We start from the raw sequence: 17,334 nt of genomic DNA, 5'->3' as shown, positions 1-17,334 counted from the left end.
TTGTGTCTCCGAGGCGTCAATAACCTAGACATTAAAACGGAACAGCATCACATCGCCTTCCTTGACAATATATTCTTTACCTTCACTGCGAACTAAGCCTTTTTCCTTCGCAGCATTCATCGAACCAGTTGCAACTAAATCTTCATAGGCGACAGTCTCCGCCCGGATAAAACCGCGCTCAAAATCCGAGTGAATCACACCTGCTGCTTGAGGCGCTGTCATTCCCGCTGTAATTGTCCAGGCGCGGCTTTCTTTCGGGCCAGTGGTAAAGTAAGTACGCAAGCCCAAAAGTTCGTAAGTGGCGCGAATTAGAGATTTCAATCCGCCTTCTTCAACGCCAAGAGATCCCAGAAATTCAGCTTTATCTTCTTCTGGTAATTCGACTAATTCCGCTTCCACTTGGGCAGAAACAATTACGACTTGGGCATTTTCTTGGGTCGCAATTTGCCGCACTTGCTCCACATATTCATTACCAGTGGCTAAGTCATCCTCAGACACATTTGCAGCATAAATAATTGGTTTGCCTGTGAGCAGTCCTAATCCTTTGAGCGCTTCAGCTTCTTCTTCATTTAAGTCAGCCCGCCGCGCTGGTTTGCCCTCATTTAATAAAGCGCCCAATTTTTCTAAAGCAGCAAGTTCAATTTGTCCTTCTTTGCTGGTACGGGCAGCTTTGCGGGTGCGCTCAATTCGTCGCTCAACTTGAGATAAATCTGCTAAAGCTAACTCCAAATTGATGATGTCAATATCTCGCGCTGGGTCAACAGAGCCGGCAACGTGGATAATGTCATCATTCTCGAAACAGCGCACCACATGAACTATGGCATCAACTTCTCGAATGTGGGATAAAAATTGATTACCCAGTCCTTCCCCCTGACTAGCGCCTTTCACTAAACCAGCAATATCGACAAATTCAACCCGCGTCGGTACAATTTGCACCGAGCTGGAAATATTAGCCAGGGCGTTTAACCTTTCATCTGGCACAGAAACGACACCGACATTGGGTTCGATAGTGCAAAAAGGGAAATTGGCAGCTTCTGCCTTGGCGTTGGCAACCAGGGCGTTGAATAAGGTTGATTTTCCGACGTTGGGAAGTCCGACAATTCCGGCTCTTAGCATTTTGGATTTAATTTGACGATTAGCAGGGTGGAGACTGGGCGAATTTTTTTCAGACAGGTTCAGGAATGGTTTGAGGAATTGTCCCTGGAACAGCCTGAGGTATCGGCGCTGGCACTGGTTCTGGTACTGGCCCCGGAACAGGCTGGGGGATGGGTGCTGGCACTGGTTCTGGGGCTGGGCCCGGTATGGGTTCTGGTACTGGCGACGGGCTAGGAATGGGATCGGGGATTGGTGAGGGGATGGGATTACCTGGTTGGGGAATGGGGTTAGGGATAGGATTAATCATGCGATCGCCTCCAATTACTGAACCCTCTTAAAATAGGGAAAAACTAATAACATCACATCCCCCTGAGTAACTACATTGACTGACACTCCTTATTAAATATTAATCAAACAGCATCCAAATTCAATACTTTAGCAGGTATCGACGCATCAACATTAGGACTTGACGCTGGTTAAATTGTTAGCCAGAAAGGATATATCTTAAAGCCTCAGCCAACAAACTGCGGCAGAAATCACATTGATTAACAAGAAAGTTAGCGCATGGATTTTGTACCAGGGTCTCAAATAACCACGCCATTAGTGGATGCTATTCAGGAGTGCGCTACTAAGCATCATGCTCCCTTTTACACGCCGGGACACAAGCGGGGACAAGGCATTTCCCAGCCCTTGGCAGATTTATTAGGTTCAGCCGTGTTTCCCGCAGATTTGGCAGAATTGCCAGAATTAGATAATTTGTTTGCTCCAGAAGGCGTTATCCAAAAAGCCCAAGAACTCGCGGCGGAGGCCTTTGGCGCAGAACGTACCTGGTTTTTGGTAAATGGTTCCACTTGTGGGGTGATGGCGGCAATTTTAGCCACCTGTAACCCTGGGAACAAGATTATCCTGCCTCGGAATATCCATCAATCGGCTATCCACGGCTTAATCGTTTCGGGTGCGATCCCAATTTTCCTGAATCCAGAATACGACCCAGATTCCGATATCGCTCACAGTATCACCCCTGTGGCAGTTGCAGCCGCCTTGAAGCAGCATCCAGACGTTAAGGCGGTGATGATGGTCTATCCGACTTATTATGGCGCTTGCGGGGATGTGAAAGCGATCGCGCAAGTGTCCCATCAGCACGGTATTCCCCTATTGGTAGACGAAGCCCACGGCGCTCATTTTGCCTTTCACCCAGATTTGCCGCCCTCAGCCTTATCAGCCGGGGCAGATTTAAGCGTTCAATCGACTCACAAGGTACTGGGGGCGCTAACTCAAGCATCCATGCTGCACGTTCAGGGAAACTTAGTAGATAGCGATCGCGTAAGCATTGCCTTACAACTTTTGCAGTCTAGCAGCCCTAGCTATCTACTCCTAGCTTCCCTCGACGGGGCAAGGCAGCAAATGGCAGTACACGGAAAACAGCTGATGGCGAGAACCTTGGAACTGGCTAATCAGGCAAGAACCAAAATTAGCCAAATTCCCGGATTATCCGTTTTAGAATCCTCAAATACCCCCGGTTTTGTTGCCCTAGATACAACGCGGTTGACTGTCAGCGTTTCTGGTTTAGGCGTGACTGGATTTGAAGCTGATGAAATTCTCCATGACAAGCTAGGCGTTACCTCTGAGTTGGCATCCCTGCAACATCTAACCTTTATTCTCAGTTTGGGGAACACCCAGGCAGATATAGACGGTTTGGTGTGCGCCCTCCAAACTTTAGCCGAGAAACACCCACAAACTACCTTTGCCAACCCATATCTGGATGTATTCACCAGATGGAAAGCAGAATACCTGCAAATTCATCCCTCATCCTTTATCATTCATCCTTACCTCTCCCCCCGCGAAGCCTTCTTCTCCCAAACAGAAACCCTTCCCGTGGAAAAGGCTGTAGAACGCATCAGTGCAGAGATAATCTGCCCGTATCCCCCTGGAATCCCCGTTTTGATGCCTGGAGAAGCGATCGCCCCCGCAGCTTTGGACTACCTGCAACAAATTGTTACTTTAGGTGGAAGCATTACAGGTTGTACCGATTCCAGTCTCAAAACACTAAAGGTTGTGCGAAAGTAGAGACGTTGAATGCAACATCTCGAAAGGTGTCTCTGAATTGTTCCTATGCCCTCTCCAATCTGGCCTTATGTTACTCCTGGTATCCCCGATGACCTGTTCGAGAGGTTGCCGGGGATACCCCTGAGTAAACGAGAGGTGCGGTTGCTTTTGTTGTCCCTCCTCAGACTTAAACAAGATTCTGTGTTGTGGGATATTGGTGCAGGCACCGGAACGATCCCTGTGGAAACTGGTTTGCTGTGTCCTAAAGGTAAAATTGTGGCAATAGAAAGAGATGAGGAAGTGGCGAATTTGATTCGTCGCAACTGCGATCGCTTCGGAGTCCGCAATGTGGAAATTATCGAAGGTAGCGCCCCAGAGTGTCTAAAAAATTTACCTGTTCCACCCCACCGGGTTTGCATTGAGGGCGGACAACCGATCAAAGACATCCTGAAAGTAGTCTGGCAATACTTGCAACCCGAAGGCAGAGTAGTTGCCACAGCTGCTAATCTAGAAAGTCTCTATGCCATCTCCGAAGGTTTCGCAGAGTTACAAGCCCGGAATATCGAGGTAGTTCAGTCGGCTGTTAACCGTCTGGAAACGCGAGGGGTTCATCAAACCTTTGCCGCAGTCGATCCGATTTTTATTCTCAGTGGGGAAAAGTTGGATTGAAAATTTTCAAGCGACTAATGGCAATATTCAAAGGCGAGTTAGGGCTGAAGAATTATCGTTAAGATCCATACCAGAAGGGATTGATTTTTTAGTCGCAACAAAGCGATCGCTTTCACAAAGATGAATAAGGGTGAGAATTGCCAGCACCAATCGCCCAAATCCGCTGCGGATAGGCTAAAGTGTGCAAAAGTAATTCTTAATCTTATTAAATTTCTATTAACCTCCTCGCTGGGGTCAAGAGAGAACGCGCCTTATGCCTTGGTCTCGAATTTTTAGTGGAATAGTAGCGATCGCCTTGGCCCTCTCCATGCTGATCTTTGGAGGATGGTTCTTTACAGCTGGTCTGTGTATCATCATTTATCTCGGTCAGTTAGAGTATTTTCAGTTAACGCGAGCCAAAGGCATTGCCCCAGCCGCCAAAACCACATTGGTAGTAAGTCAGGTTTTGTTACTCACAGCCGCACTCGCACCGGATCTGACAGATGCCATGTTTTCCCTAGCAGGAACCTTAATTTGTTTTTACCTGCTATTTCAGCCCAAACTTGCCACAATTGCCGATATTTCCGCCTCAATTTTAGGTTTATTCTACGGCGGCTATCTGCCCAGCTACTGGGTGCGGCTGCGCGTTGGACTCGCCCCCGCGATCGCCAACGCCGAACCCTTCAATGGCTCCCTGAGCGCTGACTGGCACCAAATCAGCAGTCTCCCCCTAGGCTTAACAGCAACGCTACTGGCATTTGGCTGCATTTGGGCAGCTGATATTGGTGCTTACATCTTCGGCAAGTTCTTTGGTCGCACCCGCCTCTCCGACATTAGCCCGAAAAAAACTGTCGAAGGTGCTGTTTTTGGAGTAATCGGCAGCGTAGCAGTGGCGGTAGCTGGGGCTTGGTATCTTGAGTGGCCCGTTTGGCAGCTGAGTGGTTTCGCCTTGGGGCTGCTGATTGGTATTGCCAGCCTACTAGGAGACTTAACTGAGTCGATGATGAAGCGAGATGCTGGCGTAAAGGACTCCGGGCAACTAATTCCCGGTCACGGCGGCATTTTAGATCGGGCTGATAGTTACGTTTTCACCGCGCCTTTGGTTTACTATTTCGTCACCCTGTTGTTACCTGTTCTAGAGAAGTAGGGCTGGGGGCTGGGGGCTGGGGACTGGGAACTAGGGACTAGGGACTAGGGGTTGGGGACTGGGTAAGATTCTTGCCAATTCCCAATTCCCAATTCCCAATCCCCAATCCCCAATCCCCAATTAAGGAATTACAGTAATGCCGCCGCGACAAACTAGCCGACCTTGACTCAAAGTTAATTCCTGAATATCGACTTCTTTGCCCAAATCTATTTTGAATCCTTCCTCCGCTTGCACCAATTTTTGCTGGATCTCGATACAAGGGTTAACCAGTAACAGTTCATGGGGGCTGGCTAACTGGAGATCGGTACGAAGCACGAAAGGCGTGGTGTAATTAGTAGCGTCTGTCAGGGTACCACTGAGAGTCAGACACTCAGGCTCAATAGTAATTTGTTGCCAATTGATTTGCTTGTCTTCTAAGATGTCAGCTGGGTGCAGATGAAAAGCCGCCAAGAGCAGTGTCCCCAGTAAATCATTTAAAGCCGTGGCTAATAAGGGTGCATCAAGAGAAGCTTTCAGGTCTGCTTCTTCTAACAAAAGTTCACCGGAAACTGGGATTGGTTCGAGAAGGCGCAAGGGCTTTCCTTTGAGAACTTGACCCAGATTGATGCGAATGTTTTCTCCGACTAGGTGAATTTCAGACAGATGCAGCCCTTGATAGATGGCACGGCTGGCAGAGATCGCTACTTTGGGAATATAACCAGAGAGGATTTGGCGATCGCCCCCGGAGATTTTGACGCTCAGATCACCAATCGCAGATACTTGCGATCGCAACCACGCCCGGCAAGCCGGGGACAACACAGAGCTAATAATCCGGCTTTGCTGCTTAGTAATCAATGGCATTCTTCCTGTAATATTTGTACATAGTATAGCCAGTGGTCGATTTTAGATTGAAGAAAAGGAGATTTATTCTAAATCCCAGATCCAAAATCCAAAATAGTCTACCGGGGCATCGCCTCGGCTGGCTTTACCCTAAACCCTTACCCAGTCAGTGCATAAATCTTACCTATGGCCGAAAGGCTACAAAAAATTCTTTCCCAAAGGGGTATTGCCTCACGCCGCCAAGCAGAGAAAATGATTGTCGAAGGGCGCGTGCGGCTTAATGGTACTGTGGTTCATCTGGGGCAAACAGCGAATCCAGAACAAGACCGCATCGAAGTAGATGGCATTATAGTTCCCCCCAGTCGTCCTGGGATGCTGTATTTTCTACTTTACAAACCCGCCGGGGTCGTTTCTACTTGCCGCGATCCCCAAAATCGCCGCACCGTTCTCGATTTATTGCCTCTGCACCTGCGAGAAGGTAAAGGTCTACACCCTGTAGGACGCTTAGATGCTGACTCTACAGGAGCATTGCTGCTCACCAATGACGGTGAAATGACGCTGCGTCTGACCCATCCTCGCTATCACCTGCCGAAAACATATCAGGTTTGGATTCAGGGTCATCCTCCAGAGAGCGTACTTGACAACTGGCGTCAGGGTGTTATTCTGTCTGGGCAAAAGACTTTACCCGCACCTGTTCGGGTACTGGAAAAGCGGGATTCTCAAACCCTGCTGGAAGTCGTTCTGACAGAGGGGAGAAACCGCCAGATTCGACGTATTGCCGAGCAACTAGGCTATCCTGTCATCCATCTCCATCGCATCGCGATAGGTCCGATTCATTTAGAACGGAAAGCAAAGTCAATGTTCCCCGGTACTTATCGTCTTTTAGAAGATTTTGAAATTGCTTTTCTCAAAAACCAAGTCAACTTAACATCAATAGAAGTGCCAGCAGACATCAAGGAGCGCCGTGTATGAAGGAGAATCCACTCAATGTTCAGCAGCAACAAGTCGAGAAGCTGAAAGAGCTTGGGTCTCACCTCCGCCAGTTCCGCCAGGAGCAGTCGCTTTCCCTAGAGGAGGTTGGGGAAAAGACCCGGATTCAGGTTCGTCTGCTGAGGGCAATTGAAGAAAGTCATTGGGCAATATTGCCAGAGCCTGTCTATATTAAGGGGTTTATCAAGCGGTATGCTGAGGCCCTGGGAATGAACGGTGCCGAATTCTCCCGTGACTTCCCTACAGGGCCTGTTTTCCAGTTCATCAAACCTACCTGGCAGCGTTTGCCATCAGCTCAACTGCGACCGATTCATCTTTACTTGCTGTATGTGTTTCTGGTGATTGGCGCAGTGAATGGCTTATCCTACTTTGTAAATCGTTCTGCCTTAGAAGTGAGTAGTAATAGTGAATCCTTCCGGCGTTCAGTAGAGCAGCAGGGAGGAGTTGACAAAGCAGTCCAGATAAATTCGCCAGAACAAAAGTCTGGGCCCCTGATCCCCGCGGTCTTGAGCAGTTCCACTCAAAACGGTAAGCCAGTACGTGTTGATGTTACCGTGAAATCCGATTCTTGGATTCGGGTGGTAGTGGATGGCAAGACCCAGTTTGAAGGAACGCTCCCCCAAGGTACTCAGCGCACTTGGGTGGCGGAGGAGAAATTAATTGTCAGAGCAGGAAATGCGGGTGCTGTCCTCATCGCTGTTAACGATGAAAAGGCAAAGAAACTGGGAGATCCCGGTAAAGTTCGGGAAGTAACCTTTGCCGCCAATTCCAAGTCTTGATATTTGGAGCTTTGAGTTTATTTAAAACTCAAAACTCCAAAGCCGGAGAAACTTGTGCTTGGCAAAACTCATCAGTCTCTAATCGGGGCGCGACCAAAAAGTTCAGTAAGCGATTTCAAGCGATCGCTTACTTGATTATTCACCGCCTCTGACCGATACCGCCACCCCCAATTTCCCTCAGCTTTACTGGGAAAATTCATTCTGGCATCGTTGCCCAATCCCAAAATATCCTGAAAGGGAATAATCGCCTGATTTGCCACAGAACTCATCGCTAGCCGGATAAAATCCCAGTGGATGCCTTCGGGACTAATGCAACCTAAATAACGCAGCACCCTCTCCCTTTCATAATCTGACAATTGATAGAACCAGCCCACCGTAGTGTCATTGTCGTGGGTGCCAGTATAAACTAAGCAGTTGCGCGGATAGTTGAACGGCAAAAAGCCATTGCCTGCATCGGAACCAAAGGCAAACTGCAAAATTTTCATCCCCGGAAATTCAAATTTGTCTCGCAGCGCCTCTACCTCTTCTGTAATCACACCCAAATCCTCAGCAAGAATGGGTAGCTTGCCTAACTTCTCATTTAGAACTTCAAAGAAAACATCTCCAGGCGCTTCAATCCACTCCCCATTCAGGGCAGTTTCTTCACCCGCCTTCACTGCCCAATAAGCTTGAAACCCCCGGAAGTGGTCAATCCGAATGATGTCCACATAATCCAGCAACGACTCAAAGCGCTGCACCCACCATTTAAAGTTTTGCTTCTCCAATTGCTCCCAGTTATACACTGGGTTGCCCCACAACTGACCTGTCGCGCTGAAGTAATCCGGCGGGACACCTGCCATTAGCGCCGCTTCCCCCGTTTCTTCATCCAAGCAAAAGATTTCTGAATGCGACCAAACATCGGCGCTATCGTGAGCTACATAAATCGGGATATCGCCAATAATATCAATACCGCGCAGGTTGGCATAGTTCTTCAGTTCAGACCACTGGCGGAAAAACTCAAACTGCAAGTATTTGTGGTAAAAAATCTCATTGTTTAGCCGTTGCCGCCACTGCTCTAAGGCTTCAGGTTGGCGTTTGGCAATTTCCGGCTCCCAAGTATACCAGCTGGATTGCTCATGTGCCTCGCGAAGCGCCATAAATAAAGCGTAGTCATCGAGCCAATTAGCCTTAGTCTCGCAAAAACCCGCAAATTCCCTTTGCTGAAGCGGGGAAGCTTTGGCTTTAAAGTTTTCGCAGGCTTTGGCAAGCAAAGGCATCTTGGTGGCGATCGCTTTTTCAAAATCTACATTATCTAGGGGAAATTCTGGCAATCCGGCAAAGTCGTCGTCAGTTAGTAAACCAGCGTCGCGCAGCTTTTCTGGACTAATCAGCAGCGGATTTCCCGCCAACGCTGAATAGCACATATATGGAGAATTACCATATCCAGTTGGGCCTAGTGGTAAAACCTGCCAAAATTGCTGGTAACTCTCCACCAAAAAATCCATAAAACGATAAGCTTCTAAGCCTAAATCGCCAATGCCAAATCGACTGGGAAAGGAGGTGGGGTGCAGCAAAATGCCACTTGATCTGGGAAACGGCATAAATAACCTGATGGAGAGTACGCAAACGTTTTGACATTATCACGGCAGGTCAACGTTTGAAACCCATCCGTAGGCAGGATTACAGATAAATACTTTACGGGATGGGCAATTTTTTTTCCCAGTGCCTTGACTTACCGTAGGAGTATCCCGCCTGTCATCATCAAACAGGTGCAAAATGTAGGCAATTCATTTTTGGGGCAAAATATCAACATGACTCACAGCAACCCTTCTCCTACTGTCGATATCATTATTGAGCTGGTTGACCGACCGCATCGCCCGATTATATTGATTTTGCGCCAAAATCCTCCTTATGGTTGGGCCATTCCGGGCGGCTTTATTGATTACGGAGAATCTGCTGAAGCGGCGGCGCGGCGAGAAGCGTCAGAAGAGATTTCCTTAAAGGTGGAGTTAGTTGAACAATTCCAGGTGTATTCCGATCCCAATCGCGATCCGCGTCAGCACACGATGAGCGTTGTCTTTATTGCTACGGCGACGGGCGAACCTAAAGCGGCTGATGATGCTAAGGCGGTGGGGATTTTTGAATCTTGGCGGATTCCGACGGAACTTTGTTTCGATCACGACAAAATTCTGCGCGAATATTGGCGCTATCGCCATTATGGAATACGACCGGGTTTGTCTTAGTAGCACCCCACACGGGGTAAAAAGACGAACAGACAGATTTGGTATATGCGATCGCTCGAAAATCCGAATCTGGGGATGCAACCCCAGACGTGTTTTGCTGTAACGTTAAACTTTAAGCAGAAGGAATATGTTCTAAATTGGCCCCTAGTAGGTATGCAACTCCACCCCACATCAGACCTCGCCGCTACCCTATTGAGGAGGCGATCGCGATTAGCTGAGCTAATTGATTTTCCGGTAATTCTCTGGTCTGGGCGCAGCAGTTCCCGCAATTATCCGGCAAATACTTTCCCGTTTCGCGCCAGCAGTCATTTTCTCTATTTTGCTGGGCTACCCCTGGAAAATGCCGCAATTCGTCTGGAAGCCGGGAAATTAGAACTTTTCATGGATGATGCTTCACCAGATAGCGCCCTCTGGCATGGGGAAGTGCCTAAACGTGAGGAAATCGCTAAAGCTATAGGGGCAGATGGAGTTTTCGCGATCACACAATTGGAGTCACGCTCGGCTGGTGCTGCTACTATCTCTGTGCAGGATGCTGCTACCCAACAAGCACAATCTCATTTACTTAACCGCTCATTAGCAGCAGCAAAATTATCTCAGGGCATTGATCTTGAGTTGGCACGAGCAATTATCAAACTGCGGCTGAATCATGACGCTGGCGCAATTTCCGAGTTGCGAGAGGCTGCTGCTGTGACTGTGGAAGCTCACAAAGCTGGGATGATGGCTACATCCAAAGCCAAAATTGAGGCAGGTGTGCGGGCGGCGATGGAGGCTGTGATCATCTCCCACAATATGACCTGCTCTTACTCCAGTATTGTCACTGTTCACGGGGAAGTTCTACACAATGAGCAGTATCACCACTCCCTGCAACCAGGAGATTTGCTGCTGGCGGATGTGGGTGCTGAGACATCAATGGGCTGGGCTGCTGATGTGACCCGCACTTGGCCTGTTTCTGGTAAATTTTCTTCTACCCAAAAAGATATTTACAATGTGGTGCTGGCGGCTCACGATGCTTGTATTGCCAAGATTCGCCCAGGTGTAGAGTATCTGGATATTCATCTACTTGCTGCAACTGTAATTGCCCAAGGTTTGGTGGATTTGGGTATTTTACGAGGTAATGTTGAAGATTTGGTGGAAATGGATGCTCACGCGCTGTTTTTCCCCCACGGAATCGGTCATCTGGTGGGTTTGGATGTCCACGATATGGAAGATTTGGGGGATTTGGCGGGGTATGAGGAGCAAAGAGTTAGAAGCGATCGCTTTGGCTTGGGCTATCTGCGTCTAAATCGCCCCTTGAGTGCTGGAATGTTAGTCACAATCGAGCCGGGATTCTATCAAGTTCCGGCAATTTTGAACAATATAGAAATGCGTTCAAAATATCAAGATGTTGTTGATTGGGATCGCCTTTCTCAGTTTGCTGACGTGCGGGGAATTCGCATTGAAGATGATGTTTTAGTTACCGAATCAGGCAGCGAAGTCTTAACAGCAGCTTTGCCAACTAATATAGATACAATTGAGCAGCTAGTTAAACAAGAATTACGCTCAGGGGTGGAGAGGCGGCAGCAAATAAACGTAATTTCAAATAATAGTATTCCGGCTTTTATTAAGCGTTGTCGCTCAGTTTTTGAAGAAGTCCGCCCCCAACTGATTAAAGATTATGCTGGCTGGTTTGTTGCTATTGAATCAGATAGCGGCGAATATTTTCTGGATGAAGATCATAAACTTGCCAAACAAAAGGCACTGGCGAAATATCCGGATGGGATGATTTGCACTTTACAACTGGTTGAAGGAGTTTAAGAGTTGGAAAGTTGTTAGAACCTTGTCAGGTTCTAACAACTCTCCGTAACAATGGGCAACTTTCCTCAAGTTTAGATTTATGAAGATTAGATGCTGTTGACAGCTTAGGAGTGCGATCGCGATCGCCCATAAATTGCATTTTATTTTAAGGTAACAACGGCTCTTGTGCTGGTAAAATTGCCCTAATCATACAAAATTTGTAAATGACTGAGCAACCTCCTTCATTGCCACCAGGGTGTATTATTCGACCAGCCCGTGAAAGGGAAAAATGGTTAATTCAGAAATTATTACTTCAATTCACCACATCTGAAGCATTAGCATTTGACTTAAGAATTATAATTTTGAATTTCCTGATTCTGCTTTTGCTTGGTTTCTTTTTTATTATAAATATAAAGTTATGGATTTTACTTAAATACTTTATTTTAATCAAATTTATTTTAGAAGCAACAATCATTTTCCTTTTTATTTCCCTAGTTGTATTAACCTTGGGGATTATTTTGTTTTTGCTATCGATTTTTACCTACGCATTAGTAAATTGGTCGCGTTTCTGGGTAATTGAATGCAATGGAACCTTAGTAGCCTGTGGGGAATTACACTCCTCCACTACACACTCAATGCTTTATTACCTGTTTGTTACACCAGTCTGGCGCAGTCAGCAATTAGGTTCTTGTTTAGTGAAGCGTCTTGTTCAGGAAGCTGTTCAACCCCTTTATTTAGTATGTAAACCTAAATTGGTGCAATTTTATTCCCAACTCGGCTTCATAATAGTTCCTTGGCATGAGTTATCATCGCCGCTTCAGGCAAGTTTTAACATTTTCAAAATTGACAGCAAGCTGACTGGAATTTCTTGGACGGTCATGCGGTATCAAAGTTAGAAATAGAATAATTGTCGTAGTGTGCCTATCCCAGAATAGAGGTTAAAAAAGCTGGAATCGCTTTATTCCCCGGAAACGGCTTCAGAATCAACATAATATTTTAGGTTAAATGCGCTAAATACCTTGCCAGCATACGGTTTTTGCAAATATAGCAGTTGCGTAGATGACACTGTAGGGACACGGCATTGCCGTGTCCCTACGAATATTTGTATTGCACGAAATTGGGGGCGATAAATTCTGGCCCCTCTCGTACTCTTCTATAGGGGCTTTTCCCTTTCCGGAATCGGAAAGGGAGTTAAATTCGTGTGTTTAATTCAAATTGGTAGTCTAAATTGGCTTCAGTTGTAGTCTAAGTTACGATCGTCTTTAACACAAAACCTTTCTCTAGGCATATTCAATACTTCTCCCTTAGGAAACTCAAATGATTAAGGAATACAGTCTAAAGTGAAATCAAATATGTAGGGAGTTTAATTATGAAAGCAGGGCAAAAATTCGCCTTGATTATCGGCATTTTCTTTTTTCTTTGTGGTGTAATGGGATTTATTCCAGCGTTTGTGAAAGAGCCTACAGTTACACCTGATATGGCTAACCTTGGGTTCACAACTGGATACGGTTACTTACTGGGAATATTCCCCATCAATGTCTTACACAATATTGTTCACCTCGTCGTGGGACTTCTGGGAATTCTTGCATCCATCTCGTTAGACAGTTCTCGCCTCTATAGTGGAGCCCTCGGAATATTTTATGGGCTGCTAACTGTAATGGGGCTTATTCCTGCTACCCAGTCAATATTGGGCTTAATCCCAATCTTTGGCAACGATGTCTGGCTTCATGCAGTCACCGCAGCGATCGCAGTGTACTTTGGTTTTATTGTTAAACCAGATTTATTAGAGATAAGCACGGGACAGCCGACCAATACTCCTGGACAGGGCTAAAAAAGAGTAGCGTTTAAATGTAGCGTGTCGATTGTCTAATCAGATTGAGTTTAAAGGGACGCGATCGCTAATTGCCTTACAGAAAACCAGTATGCCTTTAACTCAGACGAAGTATTCTGGTTCTCTGTAAGCTTCAAATGTAATCACATAAAGTGTTTGAATGCTGTTGTTGATAACAATTGGCGTTCTAATACACGATTTAATGTAAGATTATAAATATCAATAAATTCTGTTTGTACAAAGTAACTATTGCCCGGACTTATTGATTAACAGGTATGAAGTTGGCTTAACTATTTAGCTTTCAAAAAAAATATTTGTAACACTTCCTTAGGTTCTACCTGGAGTTAAACAAACTAAGCCTAGAGCAGGCTTAGTTTGTTTAGCGGCGACTTTAATCGTCAGGCGTTTTTACCTTTTTCCTTACGGAGCCTCAATTGGAATCAAAGCATTTTCCGGCAAATAACTAGAGAACTGTTCCCCATCAGCCAGAACCATTATCAGCCGCAGCGGATAATCTGGTTCTATTTGCAAATCTGCCCAAGGAACTGCCACCTCTAAGCACTTATCAAAAGCCACTTGAGCGCGGCTAAAACGAGGATGCCACTGATGATTTTCCCCAGCTTCCTGAAACTCAATTGATTGAGTCAGCAAGTTAATTCCTAAATGATGGTGGAACAGATAGTTTAAAGGCGCTTCATCCGGCATATTCGCTAGAGGAATCGGACTGTTGTGCATTGTCCGGTTGTGGTAGTACCACAGCAAATGTAACTTCGGGGGAAAACCTTTACCCGGTTGAAGACCTGCTTGGAAATCCAACCGTAAATAGAAGTTGAGGTGATCTACCCCATACCAGAGACGCTGAACCGCGCTACTCTTGTGCATCGTACCCCGCGATCCGCCGACTTCGATGCGACCTGCGCGATCCCAGTCTTGTTCGTCAGCGAGTCCATTGATAATCGGATGAATAAACCCTTGTGGTCGATGGTCGCCTTGCGCTTCGTGGACTTCCACAGGTTGGCGCACGTTAGGCGGTACTGGCTCATTCAAAGCTTGGTAGATTGCACACAAATGTTCGCGGAACAACTGGTCGAACATGGCATCTTGGTTGGAGGAATGACCTTCGCCAAACCACCAGAACCAGTCGGAACCTTCTGCGGCATATAGTGCTTCCCAAACTTCGGGATTGTTTTCCTCGGTTGCTTCTGGATGCTTAGCTAAGACTTCTCGTGCCGCCTCTAGCAAATCCCAGGCGCGATTTTTGGCTGGGTCGCCTATCCAGGTGGTGAAGCTACCATCTACCCAAGAGCCACTGTGCAGCTGTTGGACGGGGATGGTTTCTGTCGCGGGGAACTGGTCTAGGTATTCGGAAACTGTTACCAGTTTCAGTTCTTCGTGCTGGGAGAGGGTTTGATAAAGAGCTTCTAGGAAGGGTTTGCCGTCTAGGTAGTAGTGTTCCCAGCAATTTTCGCCGTCAAGGGCAATGGTGACGAGCCTTGGCTGTTCCAGGGCTGTACCGCCTCCAGGCTGACGGTGTTTGAGACTTCGGGCGATCGCTTCCAAATGTCCCACCAAGTCCGCAGCAGCGCGGCGCGGTTCCATCGCCCCGTAGGTGAAGCCGATCAAATCTGATAATCTGTGATCCCGAAACACGATCGACAAATCGCCGGACTCAGTTTGCAGGCGATAAGGTTGATACAGTAACTCCGGTTCATACACGTTCCCCGCACCGTCGCGATGGAAAAATTGTTTCAGCGACCAACCGAGTACCGCTTCATCGGAACATATCCAATTAAACCCCTGCTTGGCAATGTAGGGCAAAATATCCGGACTGACCGACTGTTCTGAAGGCCATAAACCGCGAGGTTCCTGTCCAAATCTGTCTATATACATATCCCAGGATTTTTGTAAATGCCTGGGAATATCTTCCGCCCACTGAAACCGCTGCTGGGGCAAGGTCATATTAGGCACCGCCACCCGTCCGGAGTTGGTATCGCTCAGTAAGGGTAAAATCGGGTGAGTGTAGGGCGTGGTTGTTACTTCCAGTTGCCCAGATTCCTGCATCTTTTTGTGTTGAGGGATGATGCGGCTCAAGATTTCGCGCTGTTTGGAGTAAATGCGCTGGCGATCGCCTAAACTAAAATTTCTCCCCTGCTTCAACCAACCTTCAATGTCTGGATCATCCCAAAATAGGGGATCAATCCACGCCAAATTATGCCAAGCCAGCAAATCGCTGTAATCTGACAAATTCCAATTTTCCCAACACCAATTTTGCCCCTTTTCCTGACGCTGATGGTAAAGCTCTCCGTAGCGGGGATGAGGATCAATCAGAGTGTGGTGATTGGCATCAAAAAAATGTTCAATAATAAATCTTTTTTGTTCTTCGCTCAGTTCTTCCTCTGGTGTCAAAGATGCTGCCAAGTAAGGATCTATTGCAGTCCCTGCAACATAATCTTCTATCTGCAAAATCAATGAGGGAACGAGATTCACAGTTTGATGCAGCTTGGGATAACGTTCCAAGAGCAGCACTAAATCCAGATAATCTTTCGTCCCATGCAGACGCACCCAAGGCAAACGATACTGTTGAACTGTGCGACTTTTGTATAACGGCTGATGCTGATGCCAGATGAAAGCGATGTATAGGGGATGAGGCATAGATATAGGTAATGGGTAATGAGTAATAGGTAATGGGAGTTTTTTTGCCAATTACCTATTACCTATTACCTATCACCTTTTACATGATTTGCTCAACTTCGGCAATTTCTGGGATAAATTCGCGCAAGCGGCGTTCAATACCCATTCTCAGGGTCATGGTAGAGCTGGGGCAAGAGCCGCAAGCTCCCTGAAGCCGCAGTTTAACAACTGGCCCGTCGATGTCTACCAGTTCCACGTTACCGCCGTCAGAAATTAAGTAGGGGCGCAGTTCATCTAAAACTTGTTCGACGTTTTCCGGAGTTAGTGCCAGTGTTTGTGTCATGGTCTGTTTACCTTATGGAATCTGAGAGTGCGATCGCAACTATCTCGATCCTAGTCTACACAAGGATAAAAAACTGATGACAGCGATTCAAGTAGAGTGGGCATTGTTACCCTTGTCACGAGCGATCGCAAGTATCTTATCTCATAACTATTGTCAGCTAAGAGTGATTAGCAGAAGATTTCCAGAATGAATCTTCGCGTTCTTAGCCCTATTGTCAATAATCTGCGATCGCAGAAGCTGGAATCCCAAAAAATCCTTGATTGTCACCTATATCGGCGTTGGAATTGAGGGGCGATCTCTGCGGCGATGTAGATAGTAGCGAGCTATTAACTTTAAAGCTACTGTAAAACTTTGATTAAGTTTTCTTTTACTACGCCATTTGGCTTAAGTCATCCCTCTAAAGATAGATTAACTTAGTAAGAGGAAAACAAACTTTAGAGGGAGGCTGGCTGAAAAACTACCGACTTCACAGTTCTACGCGATTGCAGACACCGCTGCCTGAGCGTAATTACCGTTGTAAGCGGGTAAAAAATAATACCTTAATAACCGCCCTCGCTTACCTTGCCATCCAAACAACGCCATCTGTGTCAGATTCCTAACCAACTGGTGGCGCGTGATTCACTAAAATTATTAATTTTTGTCAATACGAAAGCCAAGTTACTTGGCAGCGCGATGTGTTGCGATTCGCGCCGGAATTCTGATGGCTTTTACTAACTATAAGGAATCCTAACCGTGCAAGACCTCGACCAGAACGCCAACCTCAATCAATACAGCAATTCTATGACCGAAGTTACTTCCAGTGCCGCAAATAAAGAGATTGTTTTCATCGATGCCACAGTTGCGGATAAAGAAAGCCTGGCGGCGGGTGTGAAACCGGGGACAGAAGTAATTATCCTCGATTGTGCATTAACAAAGTGTGGGATAAACGGCAAAATTATGCCAACTCCAAGAAGTATCCGCCACCCCAGCCCGCTGGGCGGCAGTTGTCCCTAAGCGACTATGCTCCCAAA

The 17,334-nt window shown here is 46.8% G+C and carries 15 protein-coding genes and 1 pseudogene; 10 read left to right on the top strand and 6 right to left on the bottom strand.

All coding sequences use genetic code 11. The features are described 5' to 3' along the window. Positions 1 to 24: 24 nt before the first annotated feature. Positions 25 to 1,116 carry a redox-regulated ATPase YchF gene (ychF, locus tag NDI42_RS15310; protein WP_190458893.1) on the bottom strand — a complete coding sequence of 364 codons (1,092 nt, stop codon included), beginning with the start codon at positions 1,114 to 1,116 and terminating at the stop codon, positions 25 to 27. A 49-nt stretch (positions 1,117 to 1,165) separates the two neighbouring features. Beyond that, entirely contained in the window at positions 1,166 to 1,402 is a 237-nt protein-coding gene (locus NDI42_RS15305; RefSeq protein WP_190458892.1) for a hypothetical protein, read from the bottom strand. Between the two features lie 257 nt (positions 1,403 to 1,659). On the opposite strand from NDI42_RS15305, the gene NDI42_RS15300 reads away from it, so the two are divergent. The 3 genes from NDI42_RS15300 (at position 1,660) to NDI42_RS15290 (ending at position 4,936) form a co-directional block, all read left to right on the top strand. Beyond that, complete coding sequence (locus tag NDI42_RS15300; protein ID WP_190458890.1) at positions 1,660 to 3,162, top strand: aminotransferase class I/II-fold pyridoxal phosphate-dependent enzyme; 1,503 nt, start codon at positions 1,660 to 1,662, stop codon at positions 3,160 to 3,162. A gap of 45 nt (positions 3,163 to 3,207) precedes the next feature. Continuing rightward, the gene (gene cbiT, locus NDI42_RS15295) at positions 3,208 to 3,810 is read left to right on the top strand and encodes a precorrin-6Y C5,15-methyltransferase subunit CbiT (RefSeq protein WP_190458888.1); all 603 of its coding nucleotides are present in this window, start codon (positions 3,208 to 3,210) and stop codon (positions 3,808 to 3,810) included. A gap of 253 nt (positions 3,811 to 4,063) precedes the next feature. Continuing rightward, a complete protein-coding gene (locus tag NDI42_RS15290) occupies positions 4,064 to 4,936 on the top strand; it encodes a phosphatidate cytidylyltransferase (protein WP_190444163.1) in 873 nt (290 codons plus the stop codon). A gap of 120 nt (positions 4,937 to 5,056) precedes the next feature. Here the strand turns inward: NDI42_RS15290 and NDI42_RS15285 are convergent, their stop codons facing one another. After that, on the bottom strand, positions 5,057 to 5,776 hold the full coding sequence (locus tag NDI42_RS15285; protein ID WP_190458886.1) for an LmeA family phospholipid-binding protein: 720 nt from the start codon (positions 5,774 to 5,776) through the stop codon (positions 5,057 to 5,059). 165 nt (positions 5,777 to 5,941) lie between these two features. Between NDI42_RS15285 and NDI42_RS15280 the strand changes: the two genes are divergently transcribed. Together NDI42_RS15280 and NDI42_RS15275 are read left to right on the top strand one after the other, a co-directional pair. Then, positions 5,942 to 6,727, top strand: coding sequence for a pseudouridine synthase (locus NDI42_RS15280; RefSeq protein ID WP_190458885.1), 786 nt, complete (start codon positions 5,942 to 5,944; stop codon positions 6,725 to 6,727). Further along, positions 6,724 to 7,524: a helix-turn-helix domain-containing protein gene (locus NDI42_RS15275; RefSeq protein ID WP_190458882.1), complete on the top strand. Its 801-nt coding sequence runs from the start codon at positions 6,724 to 6,726 to the stop codon at positions 7,522 to 7,524. The genes NDI42_RS15280 and NDI42_RS15275 overlap by 4 nt, the downstream gene beginning before the upstream one ends. A 71-nt stretch (positions 7,525 to 7,595) precedes the next feature. Here the strand turns inward: NDI42_RS15275 and malQ are convergent, their stop codons facing one another. Continuing rightward, positions 7,596 to 9,104 carry a 4-alpha-glucanotransferase gene (gene malQ, locus NDI42_RS15270; RefSeq protein WP_190458879.1) on the bottom strand — a complete coding sequence of 503 codons (1,509 nt, stop codon included), beginning with the start codon at positions 9,102 to 9,104 and terminating at the stop codon, positions 7,596 to 7,598. Between the two features lie 210 nt (positions 9,105 to 9,314). Here malQ and NDI42_RS15265 point away from each other — a divergent pair, with 210 nt between their 5' ends. The 4 genes and pseudogenes from NDI42_RS15265 to NDI42_RS15250 all read left to right on the top strand — a co-directional run bounded on the left by NDI42_RS15265 (position 9,315) and on the right by NDI42_RS15250 (position 13,350). Beyond that, positions 9,315 to 9,746 carry an NUDIX domain-containing protein gene (locus NDI42_RS15265; protein ID WP_190458877.1) on the top strand — a complete coding sequence of 144 codons (432 nt, stop codon included), beginning with the start codon at positions 9,315 to 9,317 and terminating at the stop codon, positions 9,744 to 9,746. A 153-nt stretch (positions 9,747 to 9,899) separates the two neighbouring features. Next, positions 9,900 to 11,270 (top strand): annotated as a pseudogene (locus NDI42_RS15260) (aminopeptidase P family protein); the annotation flags it as partial. A 473-nt stretch (positions 11,271 to 11,743) separates the two neighbouring features. Next, positions 11,744 to 12,415 (top strand): GNAT family N-acetyltransferase, encoded by a 672-nt coding sequence (locus NDI42_RS15255; RefSeq protein ID WP_190458875.1) that lies wholly within the window; start codon positions 11,744 to 11,746, stop codon positions 12,413 to 12,415. Between the two features lie 473 nt (positions 12,416 to 12,888). After that, positions 12,889 to 13,350: a DUF4383 domain-containing protein gene (locus NDI42_RS15250; protein ID WP_190458874.1), complete on the top strand. Its 462-nt coding sequence runs from the start codon at positions 12,889 to 12,891 to the stop codon at positions 13,348 to 13,350. Positions 13,351 to 13,770: 420 nt separating this feature from the next. On the opposite strand, the gene NDI42_RS15245 is transcribed toward NDI42_RS15250, so the two are convergent. Both NDI42_RS15245 and NDI42_RS15240 read right to left on the bottom strand, forming a co-directional pair. Beyond that, positions 13,771 to 16,002, bottom strand: coding sequence for a glycoside hydrolase family 57 protein (locus tag NDI42_RS15245; protein ID WP_190458972.1), 2,232 nt, complete (start codon positions 16,000 to 16,002; stop codon positions 13,771 to 13,773). A 79-nt stretch (positions 16,003 to 16,081) separates the two neighbouring features. Continuing rightward, positions 16,082 to 16,324 (bottom strand): NifU family protein, encoded by a 243-nt coding sequence (locus NDI42_RS15240; protein ID WP_190424801.1) that lies wholly within the window; start codon positions 16,322 to 16,324, stop codon positions 16,082 to 16,084. Positions 16,325 to 17,056: 732 nt separating this feature from the next. Here NDI42_RS15240 and NDI42_RS15235 point away from each other — a divergent pair. After that, a complete protein-coding gene (locus NDI42_RS15235) occupies positions 17,057 to 17,317 on the top strand; it encodes a hypothetical protein (RefSeq protein WP_190458872.1) in 261 nt (86 codons plus the stop codon). The last annotated feature ends 17 nt before the right edge of the window (positions 17,318 to 17,334 follow it).

It is taken from the genome of Funiculus sociatus GB2-C1 (assembly GCF_039962115.1).
Lineage (GTDB): Bacteria > Cyanobacteriota > Cyanobacteriia > Cyanobacteriales > FACHB-T130 > Funiculus > Funiculus sociatus.
This window is presented reverse-complemented; position numbering and strand designations above follow the sequence as displayed.